Origin of the sequence: Pseudomonas sp. GCM10022186, from assembly GCF_042656385.1 — a bacterium.
GTDB lineage: Bacteria > Pseudomonadota > Gammaproteobacteria > Pseudomonadales > Pseudomonadaceae > Metapseudomonas.
Genome location: NZ_JBHSOU010000019.1, coordinates 1 through 16,587, shown reverse-complemented (window position 1 = coordinate 16,587; position 16,587 = coordinate 1). Strand labels below are relative to the sequence as shown.

Here is a 16,587-nt window from a genome sequence, read left to right as displayed (position 1 = left end):
GGCGTAGGTTTCGTAGGATGGGTTGAGGTACGAAACCCATCGGGCGGAGTGTCCCTGGGCTCAGGGACTGGCCGGTTTGCGCGGTCAATCGATGGGTATCGCTTCGCTCCACCACATCCTACGGATCGGTCCGGCGTAGGTTTCGTAGGATGGGCCGACGGCGCGACCGATTCGTGGCAGAGGGGGGGAGGGGCCCCTTTCAGAAAGGGGGGGGAGGACATGGACAGGGTACTGGCACCCTTGGGCCACTCGATCATTGATTGAGCTGCTTCCGGACCTGGTGGCGGTCGGCGCAGGTCCTGGTTCAACCGAGGGGAGGAGACGCCCAGATGAATAACAAGAACAAATCGAATCAGAGTCATCCCGCCAGTGCTCACGCGCTGCGTGCCACGGTGGTCGCCATGTGCGCCGTGGCCTGCGGCAATGCCGGCGCGTTCGAGATCGATACCGGCAACGAAGATATCCAGCTGCGCTGGGACAACACCCTGCGCTACAACCTCGGCATGCGTGTCGAGGGGCAGGACTCCGCGATCCTGAAGAACCCGAACAACGACGACGGCGATCGCAACTTCGACAAGCACAGCCTGGTCAACAATCGGCTCGATATCCTCAGCGAGTCGGACATCGTCTACAAGGGCAAGTACGGCGCCCGTGTCAGCGCCGCGCTCTGGTATGACGCGGCCTATGCCGGTGGCCTGGACAACGACAGCGTGGCCACTTCGAACCACCTGGGCTCCGATGGCCGCCCCGCACTGGGGCTGAGCAATTACGCCGACCGTTATTACGAAGGCCCCTCCGCCGAGTGGATGGATGCCTTCGTCTTCGGCGAGTACGACATTGCCGACATGCCCCTGAAAGCCCGCCTGGGTCGCCACACCGTCAACTGGGGCGAGTCCCTGCTGGGGTCCGGCGCCATCCACGGCATTTCCTATGGCCAGGCGCCGCTGGACCAGGGCAAGGCCCTGGCGCTGCCGGGTATCGAGGCCAAGGAGCTTTACCTGCCGCGCAACCAGTTCTCCGCACAGTTGCAGGTAACGCCCGAGCTGTCCTTCGCCGCACAGTATTTCTTCGAATGGCGACCGTCCCGCGTGCCCGAATCCGGTACTTACCTGGGCTTCGCCGACATCTTTCTGCAAGGCGGTGAGTCCTTCATCCTCAGCCCGACGCTGCGTGCCACCCATGGCGATGACATCGAACCGAAGGAGTCCGGCGACTGGGGTGTAATGGCGCGCTGGAGCCCCGAGTGGCTCGACGGCACCCTGGGCTTCTATGTCCGCAATTTCTCCGACACCCTGCCGCAGACCATCCTGCTGGCCAATGCCCGTCCACAGTATTTTTTCAACTATGCCGACGACATCGACATGTACGGCATCAGCCTGGCGAAGGAAATTGCCGGGGTCAGCGTCGGCCTGGACCTGAATTACCGCCACAACATGCCGCTGGTCAGCTCTGCCGCCCGGGTGACTTCGACCGCGAGCCTGCCTGACGACGGCGATATCCTCGGCGCCCGTGGCGACACCCTGCACGGCGTGCTCAACGCCATCGGTACGGTCAGCCCCACTGCGCTGTTCGACAGCGCCAGCTGGGCCACCGAGCTGACCTGGAGCCGCTGGGTCTCGGTCAACTCCGACCCGCTCAACCTGTTCAAGGGCTCGTCCGCCTACAAGGCGGTGCCGAGCAACATCGACGAGGTTTCCCGCGACGCCTATGGCCTGGCCGTCAACTTCACCCCGACCTGGTACCAGGTGTTCCCCGGTGGCGACCTGTCCATGCCGCTCAGCTATTCGCGGGGCATCTCGGGCAACTCGGCGGTGTCCTCCGGCGGCAACGAGGATGCCGGCAGCTATGCGGTCGGTCTCGCCCTCGACCTCTACAGCCGCTACCGCTTCGACCTGAAGTACGTCGACTACTTCGGCGACTTCTCGACCAACCCGGTCACTGGTGCGGCCGTGACGCCCAGCGGCAGCCAGTCGCTGCTGGAAGACCGCGGCGCGGTGTTCTTCACCTTCAAGACCACCCTCTGAGCGGCGACCACCGTCACCGCAAGCCCGTGGACGGCGACCCGGTTTCCGGGGCGCCGCCCCACCATTCGCGCCATTGCGCGACCGACGTGAGGTAGCCCAGGTGTTCAGACAGTTCGTTCGGCCGCCGCTCGTGATCCTGCTCGCCCTGCTGGCGGGGCAGGCGGGGGCGCAGCAGGCCTTCATCCCTCCCATGGAAAAACCATCGCTGCAGAGCCCGCTGGCGATCCGTGCGCCGCTCAATGCGCTGGCTCAGGCCGGTGGGCGGCTGATCGCGGCCGGACAGCGCGGCCATATCCTCTATTCGGATGATGGCCAGGCCTGGACCCAGGCCCAGGTGCCGGTCAGCTCCGACCTGACCGCGCTGGCGTTCCCCAGCGCCAGCCAGGGTTGGGCCGTGGGCCATGAAGGCGTGGTCCTGCACAGCGACGATGGTGGCAAGACCTGGAGCAAGCAGCTCGACGGCCGGCAGATCGCCGATTTGCTGGTGACCTACTACGGCAATCCGGCTGACCCGGATGATCCGCAGGCCCAGCGTCTGAAGCAGGACGCCGAATTCTTCGCCGCCCAGGGCGCCGACAAGCCGTTGCTGGACGTGTGGTTCGAGGATGAGCGCAACGGCTTCGCCATCGGGGCCTTCAACCTGATCCTGCGCACCGGGGACGGTGGCAAGAGCTGGACGCCCTGGCTGGACCGCGTCGACAACCCCCGGGGCATGCATCTCTATGGCCTGCGTCCCGCCGAGGGCAGCCTGTTCATGGTGGGTGAGCAGGGCCTGGTGCTGAAGCTGGATGCTGCCCGGCAGCGCTTCGCGAGCCTGGAGCTGCCCTACCAGGGCACCCTGTTCGGCGTGTTGGGCGACGACGACCTGGTACTGGTCTACGGCCTGCGTGGCAATGCCTATCGCAGCCTCGATGGCGGCGCCAGCTGGAGCAGGGCGGATACGGGTATCGAGGCCGGAATCACCGGTGGGGTCATTGCCGACGACGGCTCCATCGTGCTCGTCGGCCAGGCCGGGCAGGTGCTGCGCTCCACCGATCGGGGGGCGACCTTCAGCCTCGTCAAGGTCGATCGTGTGGCTCCCAATTTTGCGGTGGCACCCGCCGCCGGCGGGGCAGTCGCCCTGGCCGGACTCGGTACCGTGCGCATCCAGAGTCTCAAGTAAAAACAAGAAAGTCGGAGAGCCGAGATGGGTACCCACAACCTCAGCGACAACCTGCTGACCATCAGTGACCTGAAAGAATTCGATCCCGGATCGGGCAACCGTCTCGAACGGCTGATCTTCAACAATCGCCTGTTGGTGGTCCTGCTCTGCGCCGTGGTGACGGCGTTGCTGGGCTGGGATGCCACGCGGCTGACGCTGAACGCCGCATTCGAAAAGACCATCCCGCACAATCAGCCCTACATCCGCAACTTCCTGGATAACCGCGATGAGCTCAAAGGCCTGGGCAACGCGGTGCGGGTGGTGGTGGAGAACCGTTCCGGCGACATTTTCGACCCCGCCTACCTGCAGTCGCTGAAGCAGATCAACGATGAGCTGTTCCTCACGCCCGGCGTGGACCGCGCCAACGTAAAGTCGCTGTGGATGCCGGTGGTGCGCTGGAACGAGGTCACCGAGGAAGGCTTCACCGGCGGACCGGTGATGCCGGACAACTACACCGGCTCCGAGGAAAGCATCGGCGAGCTGCGCCAGAATATCGACCGCGCCCAGTTGCTGGGCAACCTGGTGGGTAGCGACTACCGCTCGAGCATGATTTTCGTGCCTCTGCTGGACAAGGACAGCAACACCGGCAAGCCGCTGGACTACTGGGAGCTCTCCAAACGTCTGGAAAGCATCCGCGCGCAGTTCTCGGGAACCCAGGGCAGCGCCGACCTGGAGATCCGCATCGTCGGGTTCTCCAAGGTAGTGGGCGACCTGCTCGACGGCCTGAACCTGATGATCCTTTACTTCGGCGTGGCGGCGGTCATCGCCGCGTTGATCATCTTCGCCTGGACCCGTTGCGTGCGCAGCACCACGCTGGTGCTGATTTGTTCCTGCATCGCCGTGCTCTGGCAGCTCGGCCTGATCGCCCGGCTCGGCTACGAGCTGGATCCCTACTCGATCCTGGTGCCCTTCCTGGTCTTCGCCATCGGCGTGTCCCACGGTGCGCAGAAGATGAACGGCATCATGCAGGACGTGGCGCGCGGCACCCACCGCCTGGTGGCGGCCCGCTACACCTTCCGCCGCCTGTTCCTGGCCGGGGTCACCGCGCTGGTGGCCGATGCCGTGGGTTTCGCCGTGCTGATGCTGATCGACATCCCGGTGATCCAGGACCTCGCCATCACTGCTTCCATCGGCGTCGCCCTGCTGGTGTTCACCAACCTCATTCTGCTGCCGGTGATGCTGTCCTACACCGGAGTGAGCCGCAGCGCGGCCGCACGCAGCCTTCGCGCCGAGCAGAAGGAAGCCGGGGGCGTCTGGCTGCTGCTGGAGCGTTTCACCCAGCGCCGCTGGGCTACCCTCCTGCTGGCGTTTTCGGCGGTGCTCACGGTGGGCGGCTTCATCGTCAGCACCCAGTTGAAGATCGGCGATCTGGACGCGGGCGCCTCCGAGCTGCGGCCCAACTCGCGCTACAACCTGGATAACGCCTACATCACCAGCAAGTACTCGCTGTCCACCGACCAGTTCGCGGTGATCGTCAAGACCGGGCCGGAAGGCTGCCTGGAGTACCAGACCCTGATCGAGACCGATCGCCTGGGTTGGACCCTGCAGCAGGTGCCGGGCGTGCAGAGCACCGTGTCCCTGGCCGACGCCGTGCGCAAGATCACCGCCGGCTCCTATGAAGGCAGCCCGAAGTGGATGTCGATCCCGCCCAACCAGGATGTACTCAACTACGCCGCGCGTACTGCCAGCACCAGCAATCCGGAGCTGTTCAACACCGAGTGCTCGGTCATGCCCCTGGTCGCCTACCTGGCCGACCACAAGGCGGAAACCCTGGACCGGGTGGTGAAGGCGGCCGAAGCCTTCGCCACCGCCCACAGCACGCCCGAGCGCCAGTTCCTCCTGGCGGCAGGCAGCGCCGGCATCGAGGCGGCCACCAACATCGTGGTCAAGAAGGCCAACTTCACCATGCTGATGTACGTCTACGCGGCGGTCATCGTGCTCTGCTTCATCACCTTCCGCAGCTGGCGCGCGGTGGTGGTCGCCGTGGTGCCGCTGGTGATCACCTCGGTGCTCTGCGAAGCGCTGATGGTGGTGCTGGGCATGGGCGTCAAGGTCGCCACCCTGCCGGTGATCGCCCTGGGCGTCGGCATTGGCGTCGACTATGCGTTGTACCTGCTGAGCATCCAGCTGGCGCGGCAGCGTGCCGGTGCGTCCCTGGCCGACGCCTACCGCCATGCCCTGCGCTTTACCGGCAAGGTGGTGGCGCTGGTGGGCGTGACCCTGGCCGCCGGCGTGATCACCTGGGCATGGTCGCCCATCAAGTTCCAGGCCGACATGGGCATCCTGCTGACCTTCATGTTCCTCTGGAACATGCTCGGCGCCCTGGTCCTGATCCCCGCGCTGTCGCACTTCCTGTTGCGCGACGTGGGCGAGTCCGGCTCGCCGATCCCCACCTCGGTGGAGACCCGCGAGCAGCCGACCCCCATCGAATCCAAGACCCCGGCCGCCCAGTGCGTATGAGGCCGGGGCATCCCGAACCACAGAATCCATAAGGAAGCACCATGAGCGATACCTCCGCAGTGTTCCTCAGCGAGCAGGAAATCATGATCCGCGACTCGGCGCGCAAGGTCGCCCTCGATGTGGTCGCGCCCACGGCGGCCGAACGCGACCGCAACGGCGCCTGGCCGCGCGGAGAACTGGTGGCCGTGGCCGAACTCGGCTTCCTCGGCATGCTGATACCCGAGGAATACGGCGGCGCCGGCGCCAGCTTCGTCGACTACTGCCTGGCCATCGAAGAGTTCGCCGCCGCCGACGCCGGCTTCGCCACCCTGATCCACGTGCACAACTCGGTGGGCCTCACCGTGGCGCGCCTGGGCAACGAGGAGCAGAAACGCAAGTACCTGCCGGACCTGGCCAGCGGCAAGCGCATCGGCGCCTTCCTGCTCACCGAGCCCCACGCCGGTTCCGATACGGCGGCGTTCCGCACCCAGGCCCGCCGCGAGGGCGAACACTATGTGCTCAATGGCAGCAAGCAGTTCATCTCCAACGGCAATGAGGCCGGCCTCGGCCTGGTGCTGGCGGTGACCGACAAGGCTGCCGGCAAGAAGGGCAGCAGCCTGCTGATGGTCGACCCGGCCGAGAACCCCGGCTACGTGGTGGCCCGCGTCGAGCACAAGATGGGTCAGCGTTCCGCCCATGTGGCGCAGATCCAGCTGGAGGAGTGCCGCGTGCCGCTGGCGAATCTGCTGGGCGCCGAAGGCTCCGGCTACCGCAACGTGATGGGTTCGCTGTCCGAGGGGCGAGTCGCCATCGCCGCCGTCGCCACCGGCACCGCCCGCGCCGCCCTGCAGGCCGCCGTCGCCTATGCCAAGGAGCGTGAAGCCTACGGCGCACCGATCATCAACCTGCAGGGGGTGGCCTTCGACCTGGCCGACATGGCGGCCCAGGTGGAGATCTCCCACCAGTTCCTGGTGAATGCCGCGCGCCTCTGCGAGGCCGGCGTGCCCTGCGCCAAGGAGGCCTCCATCGCCAAGCTGTTCGCCAGCGAGATGGCCGAGAAGGTCTGCTCCGACGCCCTGCAGATCCACGGCGGCTACGGTTACCTGAACGATTTCCCGGTGGAGCGCTACTGCCGGGATGTGCGGGTGACCAAGATCTACGAAGGCACCAGCCATATCCAGAAGCTGATCATCGCCCGTAGCCTCTAGGTCCAGGTGACCCCCCCTGCAAGGAAGGGGGGCGGTGCCGCCGACTCTGGCATAAGCTGCGCCGAAAGTTCGGCCAGGGGCCGTCCAGTCGACGGGCAAGTCTGACCATCGCCTCGTTGTCGGGCCAAATCCCGCTGGCGGGGTGCACTCATCAGGAATCCGTATGCGCAATCCCATTGTCGCCTTCTCCATCGCGTTCACCCTGTTCGGCACCCAGGCCTGGGCAGCGGAGTCCGCGCCGGCCGGTGCCGCCAAGGCAGCCAGCCCACAAACCGCCGCCGTCAACCAGGCGGTGCTCAAGCGGCTTCCCTTCGACCAGCGCGCAGACTACGAGGCCGCTCGCCGAGGCCTGGTGGCCGCCTTCGAGGGCGAAGTCGACAACGCCGAAGGCAAGGCAGTGTGGAACACCCACATGTATGACTTCCTCCAGCAGGACAAGGCGCCGGAAACGGTGAACCCGAGCCTCTGGAGAATGGCGCAGCTCAATACCAACGCCGGCCTGTTCCAGGTAGCCGAAGGGCTCTACCAGATCCGTGGCCTGGACCTGGCGAACATGACCATCATCGAAGGCAAGGACGGGCTGGTTGTCATCGATCCGCTCACTGTCGCCGAGACTGCCAGGGCTGGCCTGGAACTCTACTACCAGCAGCGTCCGCGCAAGCCGGTGGTGGCGGTCATCTATTCCCATAGCCACGCCGACCATTTCGGCGGCGTGCGCGGGGTGGTCGACGAAGCCGACGTCAAGGCCGGAAAGGTACGCATCTATGCCCCGCAAGGCTTCATGGAGCACGCCATCAGCGAAAACGTCCTGGCTGGCACCGCAATGTTCCGTCGCAGCATGTTCCAGAGCGGCGTCATGGTGCCGAAAAGCGAGCGTGGCCAGCTGGATACCGGGATCGGCAAGGGCGCTCCCGTGGGCGGCACCATCGGCCTGATTCCGCCGACCGACCTGATCGTCCAGCCCCTGGAAAGCCACGAGATCGCGGGTGTCCAGGTGGAGTTCCAGCTGACCCCCGGCACCGAGGCGCCGGCGGAGATGAACCTCTACCTGCCGCAGCTGCGCGCGCTGTGCATGGCCGAGAACGCGGTGATGACCATGCACAACGTCCTCACTCCCCGTGGCGCGGAAGTGCGTGACGCCAAGGCCTGGTCGAAATTCATCGACGACAGCCTGGTGCGCTACGGCGACAAGACCGAGGTGATGTTCGCCTCGCACAACTGGCCGACCTGGGGCGGCGAGGGCATCCGTACGCTGCTGGCCGACCAGCGCGACATGTATGCCTTCATCAACAACCGCACCCTGCATTTGCTCAACCAGGGCCTGACGCCGCTGGAGATCGCCGATGCGGTCAAGAAGCTGCCGGGCGAACTGGAGCGCAAGTGGTATGCCCGTGGCTACTACGGCACCCTCAGCTTCAACACCCGTGCCGTCTACCAGCGCTATCTCGGCTTCTACGACGGCAACCCGGCCAACCTCGATCCGCTGCCGCCGGTCGAGTCCGGCAAACGCTACGTGGCGGCCATGGGTGGTGCGGACAAGGTGCTGCAACTGATGCGCGCCGCGATGGAGCAGGGCGACTATCGCTGGGCCGCACAGCTGGGCAACAACCTGGTCTTCGCCGAACCGGACAACGAGGCCGCTCGCGAAGTCCAGGCCGACGCCCTGGAGCAGCTGGGTTACCGCAGCGAGTCGGCGATCTGGCGCAACATCTACCTGACCGGTGCCCAGGAACTGCGCAAGGGCGCCCCAGCGCAGGGCGCGCGGGCCATCGCCGACCTGGTGCGGGCGGCAACGCCGGCCATGTTCATGGATGTGCTGGCCGTGCGCCTGGATTCGGACAAGGCCGTGGGCCATGACATGACCCTCAACTGGAATTTCGACGACCTCGGCCAGCGTTTCGCCCTGACCCTGAGCAATGGCGTGCTGACCTACCGCGAGAACATGAGCCATGCCAAGCCGGATGCCTCGGTGACCATCAGCAAGGCGACGCTGGACCTCATCAGCCTGGGCCAGCTCGACTTCCCCACCGCGTTGAAGCAGGGCGACATCAAGCTCGAGGGCGATGCGGAGCGCTTCAAGTCGCTGCTCGGCATGCTCACCCGGTTCCAGCCCACCTTCAACATCGTCACACCCTGAGCGCCATGACGCGCCGGGTGGAAGAGGGGAGGGCCGACAGGCCCTCCCGCAGCAAGGCAAGCAGTGAAAACGTCCTGCAGGTGGAACTGCCGCCCAGGCCCCGCAAGAGCCCGAAGCAGGCCCGCTCGGTCGCCCTGGTGGACGCCCTGAAGAAGGCCGGGCGCGACATCCTCGAGAAGGAAGGGCGGGAGGCATTGTCCATCTACCGCCTTTCCGACTACTCCGGCGTGGCGATCAGCTCGATCTACGAGTACTACCCCACCATCGAAGCGCTGATCGGCGCCATTTTCGACGACTATCGCGCCAATGCCCGTCTCGAAGTGATCGCCAGCATCCGCGCCCTGCCTCCATCGGCCACGCTCTATGACGGCATCGAAATGATCCTGGGTACGGGCCTGTCCGCATTGCATCGCTGGTTGCAGATCGACTCCGACCTGAGCGTCAAGACGGCCTTCTACGGGGAGCTGGTCCGTCTCGAGATCGTCAAGCCCGAACAGTTCTGGACCTCCATGGTCATTCCCGCCCTGGTGGAGCGCTTCTCCGATGAGGTACTGGTGCGCGACCGCGAGAAGGCCGGCTTCCTGGCCTATCAGGCGGTGACCGCGTTGCCGCGTGCACTGGTGATCGAAAGGCCGGAGTACCTGCTGGAGGCCGATACGGTGCGCATGCTGGCGCGCATGCTTTACGCACTGCTCACCACCACGGACGCGGAATGAGCGTTGCCCCGCGTTTCGGTTGGTTCTGAAAAACGCTTGTGAATCAATTGGTTATGCTAGGTTTTGCGATTGCGGAATCCGGAAATGATTTCGCCCCTTCAGCCCCTAAACTGGCCTTGCCATGAAGGTTGTCCATCCCCGGGCAGCCGGCCTTTCACGCAGCTGCCGCGGCTTGCGAGCGGCGCGCGAATGGTGAGAGCCAGGAGCTTCCATACACATGACAAGAACAATCGATGAGAAGGTCGAGCTGCTGCTGACCGACCCCGTGGCGCTGGTCGAGCACTCCTTCGCAAAGTGGAATCAACTGCCGCGTCACGAAATCGATGCCTTGCAGCTTGCGGCCGCCAAGCGTCGATTCGCTGAAATGCGCGATCGCATCCCGGTGCTCAAGAAACTCGCCGACGCCGAGGGCATTGGCCAGGTCGAGCAGGTCGAGGATCTGGTCCCGCTGCTGTTCGAACACACCGTGTTCAAGTCCTATCCGCCGTCCTTGCTGGAAAAGAACAACTTCACCGCGATCAACAAATGGTTGTGCAAGCTGGTCATCCCCGAGATCGCCGAAGCCATCCAGGCCGTCGACGTCAGTGGCTGCCAGGGCCTGGACGAGTGGTTCGAAACCATGGACGAGGCGGTGCCGCAACTCTGCATCAGCCATACCTCAGGGACTTCCGGCACCCTGTCTTTCCTGCCCCTGAGCAACCGCGAGTTCGAGAAGGCCGTCAAGGTCCGCCGGCTGTATGCCTGGCGCATGACCGGCCCGGAAACGCCGGCGCCGGACATGCACTCCGTGTATCCCTACTACCGCAAGGGCTACCTCAGCCACATGCGCGGCAACATGGCGATCATGAAGACCGTGCTGCCCAGCCTGGACAACTTCCACCCGGCCTATCCGGCAACCCTTTCCAGCGATGTCCTGCACCTCGGCGCCAAGGTTCGCGCGGCGCACGCCAAGGGTACCCTGGACCGCCTGGTGATCAGCCCTGAGCTGATGGCCAAGAAGAAGGAGTTCGACCAGTTGCAGGCCGACATGCCCCAGCACCTGGCGGCCTTCTTCGAGGAAATGACCGCCAGGCTCAAGGGCAAGGTCGTCTACATCGGCGGCACCTGGAACCTGTTGCACAACATGGCCAAGGCCGGGCTGGAGCGTGGCCTGGAAGGCGTGTTCCACCCTGACTCCTTCATCGCCACCACCGGCGGTGCCAAGGGCGTGGTACAGCCCGAAGGCTGGCGCGAGGACGTGCTGCGCTTCACCGGCGCGACGAAGATCTTCGAGACCTACGCCATGTCCGAAACGCCCAGCGGTTCGCACGCGCTCTGCGAGCACGGCAACTACCACTTCTCGCACACCGCGATTCCCTTCGTGCTCGACCCGGAAACCGGCAAGCCGCTGCCCAGGACGGGGCGCCAGACCGGCCGCGCGGCGTTCTTCGATCTCGGCGCCGACCTGCGCTGGGGCGGCTTCATCACCGGTGACGAAATCACCGTCGAATGGGACAAGCCTTGCGCCTGTGGCCGGCCGAGCCGCTACGTGGCGGGGGCGATCCAGCGCTACAGCGACAAGAACGGCGGCGACGACAAGATCACCTGTGCCGCTTCCGAGCAATCCCATCGCGAGGCGATGGACTTCCTGAATACCCTGGAGCTCTGAGTCATGTCCCATCCAATCGCGCCGATGATCATCCGCGGCGAAGTCATCACCGATAACCTGATCGAAGTCGGCGGCCGTGGCGGCGACCTGACCTTCCTCACGCCGGACGCGAACAAGTACATCGACAGGCTGCCGCTGGGCAATCCGACCAGGCTGGCCGATCTCTACACGCTGAGCTTCGACGACATCCTCGACTACGCCGTAGCCCTGGGTGAACGCCTGACTTTCCAGCGCAACCCGTACCTGCAGGAGGCCTGCGAACTGTCCTACCTGACGGCGCCGACCACCCCGACCATCGTCAGGGCTTCCTACATGGGGCTGCAGAACCTGCTGACGCGTGAAGTCATCACCGAGATGGTGGAAAGCTCGGTGGGCATCAAGTACCTGGAAGGCTGGGTCAAGCAGCGGCTGCTCGATGGCACCGAGCTGGAAGTCCGTTGTTTCGGCGCGCGCACCCTGCACATAGTCGCCGGCAACGCCGTGGCCCTGTCGCTCTGGACCATCATCCGCAACATGGTCCTGCGTAGCGACGCCATCATCAAGGCGCCCTCCAACGACCCCTTCACCGCGGCGGCCATCGCCCGCACCATGGTCGACATGGCGCCGGACCACCCGCTGACCAGGCACCTCTCGGTAGCCTACTGGAAGGGTGGCGACCAGGCGTTCGAACAGCGCCTGTACCAGCCGCAGAACCTGGAGAAGATCGTCGCCTGGGGCGGCTTCGCCTCGATGAAACACGTCACCCGGTACATCCAGCCGGGCCTGGAACTGATTTCCCTGGACCCCAAGCGCAGCGCCAGCATCATCGGCAAGGACACCTTCGACAGCGAGGCGCTCATGCGCGAAGCGGCGGTGCGCCTGGCGTCGGATATCGGCGCAATCAACCAGAAGGGTTGCGTCTGCGCCCGCACCATCTACGTGCAGTCCGGCACCGACGCCGAGGGCCTGGAAAAACTGAACACCTTCGGCCGCTACGTCTACGACGCCATGCTGGCGCTGCCCAACAGCATCAGCACCGCACCCAAGCGCTACGACCAGAACCTCAAGGCCCACGTCGATGCGCTGCGCCTGGACGACGAGTGGTACAAGGTGATCGGCGGCCTCGCCGGCGAAGGCGCCATCATCTGCTCGCAGATTCCCGAGCCGGTGCCGTTCTCCACGCTCCTCGACGACCGTACTGCCAACCTGGTGCCGGTGGATGAGCTGAATGAAATGCTGGATGCCGTCGATGCATACACCCAGACCGTCGGCATCTACCCCGAGAGCATCAAGGACCAGCTGAAGGATGTGCTGCCACTCCATGGCGCACAGCGCATCGTCTCCCTGGGTTATGCGGCGGCGATGAAGTTCGCCGCGCCGCAGGACTCCATCGAGCCGCTGCGGCGCATGGGCAAGTGGATCTCCAACCAGATCGCCTCGCCGGAAACCACGCCGGCGCCCTGGTTGCGTCCGTCCCTCTGAGTTCACGCGCCCTGTCTCGGCAGGGCGCTTCCTTTCCATTGTTTCGAGGAAACCACCATGACCAGCTGCATCGGCTACGGGGTCCATGAGGCCCATGCGCAGCTCAAGCCGCTCGCCTTCGAGCGCCGCTCCCTGCGCGACGACGACGTCGCCATCGAGATCGCCTACTGCGGCGTCTGCCACTCGGACATGCACTACGTCCACAACGACTGGAACAACACGCGCTTCCCCTGCGTGCCCGGCCACGAGATCGTCGGCCAGGTCACGGCGGTGGGGCCCGCCGTCAGCGGCTACCAGGTGGGTGACCGGGTCGCGGTCGGCTGCCTGGTGGACAGCTGCCAGCAGTGCGAAGCCTGCGAGGCGCACCAGGAACCCCATTGCAGCCACGGCATTACGCCGACCTACAACGGCCTGGACCGCATCACAGGGGAAGTCACCTATGGCGGCTATTCCCAGCACATCGTGGTGCGCGAGCAGTTCGTGCTGCGCATGCCCGAGGCGCTGGACCCGCGCTTCGCCGGCCCGCTGCTGTGCGCCGGCATCACCGTGTGGACGCCGCTGCGCGAGCATGGCGTCAAGGCCGGTACCCGCGTGGCGGTGGTCGGCCTGGGCGGCCTGGGCCACCTGGGGGTCAAGCTGGCCGTCGCCCTCGGGGCCGAGGTCACCGTCATCACCACCTCGCCGGGCAAGGCCGACGACGCCAGGGCGCTGGGGGCGCACCATGTGCTGCTGTCCACCGATCCGCAGGCGATGAAGGGCGCGGCCAGCGCGTTCGACCTGATCCTCGACACCATCCCGCGCAAGCACAACGTCAACCCGTACCTGATGCTGCTGGGCCGTCACGGCAAGCTGGTGCTGGTGGGGGCCCTGGAGCCCCTGGAGCCGATCCACGGCGCGCTGCTGGCGGTCAACAACCGCTCCATCGCCGGTTCGCTGATCGGCGGCCTCGCCCAGACCCAGGAACTGCTGGACTTCTGCGCCGAGCACCAGGTGCTGCCGAGCTGCGAGATGATCGATATCCAGGACATCAACACGGCATTCGAGCGCATGGAGAAGAACGACGTGAAATACCGCTTCGTGATCGACATGGCGTCGTTGAAGGGCGCCTGACGGCCAGGATCGGCAAGGCCCGACAGGACGTGTCGGGGTTCTCCGCGTGAGGCCGGAATTCCGCCCCACCCCAAAGGGGGAGGGGCGGGACTGACCAGGAAAGGGCATAACCTGCCGGTGATGGATCACCACGGAGAAAAACAACAATGCCTTCATTACGTCTGGCGCTCGCCTGCAGCGTCTTCGCCACTTCCTGCCTGATGGCCGTGCTCGCGCCATCCACCGCCCACGCCGCCACCACTCAACAGCCCGCGTTCACCGACCAGGAGGTCAGCGACGCCTACATCTACCTGCTCGGACGCCTGCTGGTCCTGCGCCAGCAGCAGCTGGACTTCCGCGAGGGCATGAACTGGAACCAGCTGGTGCACCGCAAGCCGGGCGCGGTGGACTGGCCCAATCCCAATCTGGACGTAGCCTATTCCGAGGCCTGGGTGGCGGTGGATGACCACAGCTGCACCCTGGTCAGCGTGCCGGAGATCAGCGATCGCTACTACACGGTGCAGTTCCTCAACGGTTGGGGCGAGACCCTGGCCAACATCAACGAGCGCACCTTCGCCCAGCATCCCAGCGGCGACTTCGCGGTCTGCCTGAAGGGTGCCAGCGTCGAGCTGCCGGCGGGCGTCCAGCGCCTGGACCTGCCGGTCCGCACCGCGCGGGTGCTGTCGCGGGTGGAGCTCGGCGCCGACCCGCAGCAGGCGGAGCGCCTGCAGCGGCGGTTCAGCATGTGGCCCAGCGGCTCGCCGCGCCTGCCGGAGGTGCCCCAGGTGCCGCTGTTCGGGTTGCAGCAGTTGCCCGGTGTGGAGGCGTTCGACATCGCCGAGGTGGCGCTGGAGGAGCCCGACCTGAATCCCGGCATGGACCGGCTGCAGACCCGCGTGCGCGCCCTGGCCGCACTGATCGGCGATCCGGCGCAGCGTGCGCGTGTCGATGCGGTGGTCAGGAAGCAGGCCTTCGCCGCCCTGGCCAAGGCCGCGCCCACCCTCGGCCCCGGCACGGTTCGCAACGGCTGGGTGCGGCCGGCCGTATCGGGCGCCTACGGCAGCGATTACCTGACCCGCACCCTGGTGGACCTGGGCGGCATCTGGGCCAACACCCAGCAGGAGGTCAAGTATTTCCGCGGGGCCGTGGACAGAAATGGCGAATTGCTCGATGGCAGCCGCAGCTATTCCCTTACCTTCCCCCGCGATCAGCTGCCATCCACCTTCGCGCGCTACTTCTGGTCGATCACGGCCACCAACGCCAAGACCTTCAAGGTGCTGCCCAACTCCCAGGGGCGTTTCCTGCTCAACAACCAGTCCGCCCTGCGGCACAACGAGGACGGCTCGCTGACCCTCTACTTCGGCCCGCAACCGCCCCAGGGCGTCGCCGAGGCGAACTGGCTGCCCACCATCCCGGGGCAGGGCTTCCGGCTGATGTTCCGCTATTACGGCGCCAGGGGCGCGGTGGCCAGCGGCGACTACTTCCCGCCGGTGCTGGTGAAGCTTTGAGGATAAGGACAGGAATCATGTACGAATTGAAAGTGATACTGGCGGCCATTGCCCTGTTCACGGCCTGCCTGCCGGATGCCCATAGCGAAGCGCTGCCGGGCGAGCCGGTGCGGGTGACCGTCGACAATTTCATCCGCGCCGAGACGGACCGTTACTTCGGCCTGACCGTGATGCGCGGCGGCCTGGGCAAGTTCTCCCATTGGCGCAACCTGATCCCGGTGGATCGCCCCACGGTGATCCGGCCGAACCGCGACACGCTCTATTCCACCGCGGTCTTCGACCTGGACGCCGGCCCCGTCAGCGTGACCATGCCGGATGCCGGCAGCCGTTTCATGTCCCTGGCCGTGATCGACGAGGACCACCAGGTCATTGGCGTGCATTACGGTCCTGGCCAGTACAGCCTGGACAAGGCGAAGGTAGGCACCCGCTACGTCATGCTGGGTGTGCGCACGCTGTTCCATCCCGCCGACCCGCAGGACCTGAAGAAGGTCGCTGCGTTGCAGGATGCCATCGGCGTGTCGCAGCCCGACGGGCCGGGCCGTTTCGAGGTGCCCAACTGGGAAGAAGCCAGCCGGAGCGAGGTGAGGAAGGCGCTGCTCGCCTTGGGCAAGACCATTCCCGATTCCCGAGGCATGTTTGGCAAGGATGATGAAGTCGACCCGATACGCCACCTGATCGGCAGTGCCATGGCCTGGGGCGGCAACCCGGAGAAGGACGCCTACTACCAGGTCGTGACGCCACCGCACAACGACGGCAAGACGACCTATCGGCTGGACCTGGCGGACGTACCGGTGAGCGGTTTCTGGTCCGTCAGCGTCTACAACGAGGCTGGCAAGTTCCAGCAGAACGCCCTGGAGGCCTACAGCCTGAACAGCCTCACCGCGAAGAAGGGCGAGGACGGCTCGGTTTCCCTGCGCTTCGGCGGCTGCACGGCGCAAAGCCCGAACTGCCTGCCGACCATGCCCGGCTGGAATTACATGGTGCGCTTCTACCTGCCTGGCGAAGCCATCCTGAAGGGCACCTGGAAACTCCCCGAGGCGCGGCCAGCGTCCGATCGTGTCCCACCGAGTGGTGTAACTGCCATGGTTCTGGCAGTTGAGTTTGCGGGGACTCAGCTGATCACAGCAGATAGCCGAGCAGTTTGATTGTCACTGAG

At 65.5% G+C, this 16,587-nt stretch carries 11 protein-coding genes; all 11 read left to right on the top strand.

What is annotated here, in order from left to right; translation table 11 throughout:
- Positions 1-329: 329 nt before the first annotated feature.
- The 11 genes from ACFPU0_RS10265 to ACFPU0_RS10215 all read left to right on the top strand — a co-directional run bounded on the left by ACFPU0_RS10265 (position 330) and on the right by ACFPU0_RS10215 (position 16,576).
- A complete protein-coding gene (locus ACFPU0_RS10265) occupies positions 330-2,024 on the top strand; it encodes a DUF1302 domain-containing protein (protein WP_377692847.1) in 1,695 nt (564 codons plus the stop codon).
- 100 nt (positions 2,025-2,124) lie between these two features.
- Positions 2,125-3,186 (top strand): WD40/YVTN/BNR-like repeat-containing protein, encoded by a 1,062-nt coding sequence (locus ACFPU0_RS10260; protein ID WP_377692846.1) that lies wholly within the window; start codon positions 2,125-2,127, stop codon positions 3,184-3,186.
- A 24-nt stretch (positions 3,187-3,210) separates the two neighbouring features.
- On the top strand, positions 3,211-5,685 hold the full coding sequence (locus ACFPU0_RS10255) for an efflux RND transporter permease subunit (RefSeq protein WP_377692845.1): 2,475 nt from the start codon (positions 3,211-3,213) through the stop codon (positions 5,683-5,685).
- A gap of 59 nt (positions 5,686-5,744) precedes the next feature.
- Entirely contained in the window at positions 5,745-6,872 is a 1,128-nt protein-coding gene (locus tag ACFPU0_RS10250; protein WP_377692859.1) for an acyl-CoA dehydrogenase family protein, read from the top strand.
- Positions 6,873-7,035: 163 nt separating this feature from the next.
- Complete coding sequence (locus ACFPU0_RS10245; protein WP_377692844.1) at positions 7,036-9,009, top strand: alkyl/aryl-sulfatase; 1,974 nt, start codon at positions 7,036-7,038, stop codon at positions 9,007-9,009.
- A gap of 5 nt (positions 9,010-9,014) precedes the next feature.
- Positions 9,015-9,725, top strand: coding sequence for a TetR/AcrR family transcriptional regulator (locus tag ACFPU0_RS10240; RefSeq protein ID WP_377692843.1), 711 nt, complete (start codon positions 9,015-9,017; stop codon positions 9,723-9,725).
- Between the two features lie 217 nt (positions 9,726-9,942).
- On the top strand, positions 9,943-11,373 hold the full coding sequence (locus ACFPU0_RS10235) for a hypothetical protein (RefSeq protein ID WP_377692842.1): 1,431 nt from the start codon (positions 9,943-9,945) through the stop codon (positions 11,371-11,373).
- A gap of 3 nt (positions 11,374-11,376) precedes the next feature.
- On the top strand, positions 11,377-12,834 hold the full coding sequence (locus tag ACFPU0_RS10230; RefSeq protein ID WP_377692841.1) for an acyl-CoA reductase: 1,458 nt from the start codon (positions 11,377-11,379) through the stop codon (positions 12,832-12,834).
- Between the two features lie 57 nt (positions 12,835-12,891).
- Positions 12,892-13,944 carry an NAD(P)-dependent alcohol dehydrogenase gene (locus tag ACFPU0_RS10225; RefSeq protein ID WP_377692840.1) on the top strand — a complete coding sequence of 351 codons (1,053 nt, stop codon included), beginning with the start codon at positions 12,892-12,894 and terminating at the stop codon, positions 13,942-13,944.
- 146 nt (positions 13,945-14,090) lie between these two features.
- On the top strand, positions 14,091-15,431 hold the full coding sequence (locus ACFPU0_RS10220) for a DUF1214 domain-containing protein (RefSeq protein ID WP_377692839.1): 1,341 nt from the start codon (positions 14,091-14,093) through the stop codon (positions 15,429-15,431).
- Between the two features lie 17 nt (positions 15,432-15,448).
- Positions 15,449-16,576 carry a DUF1254 domain-containing protein gene (locus ACFPU0_RS10215; protein WP_377692838.1) on the top strand — a complete coding sequence of 376 codons (1,128 nt, stop codon included), beginning with the start codon at positions 15,449-15,451 and terminating at the stop codon, positions 16,574-16,576.
- Positions 16,577-16,587: the final 11 nt, after the last annotated feature.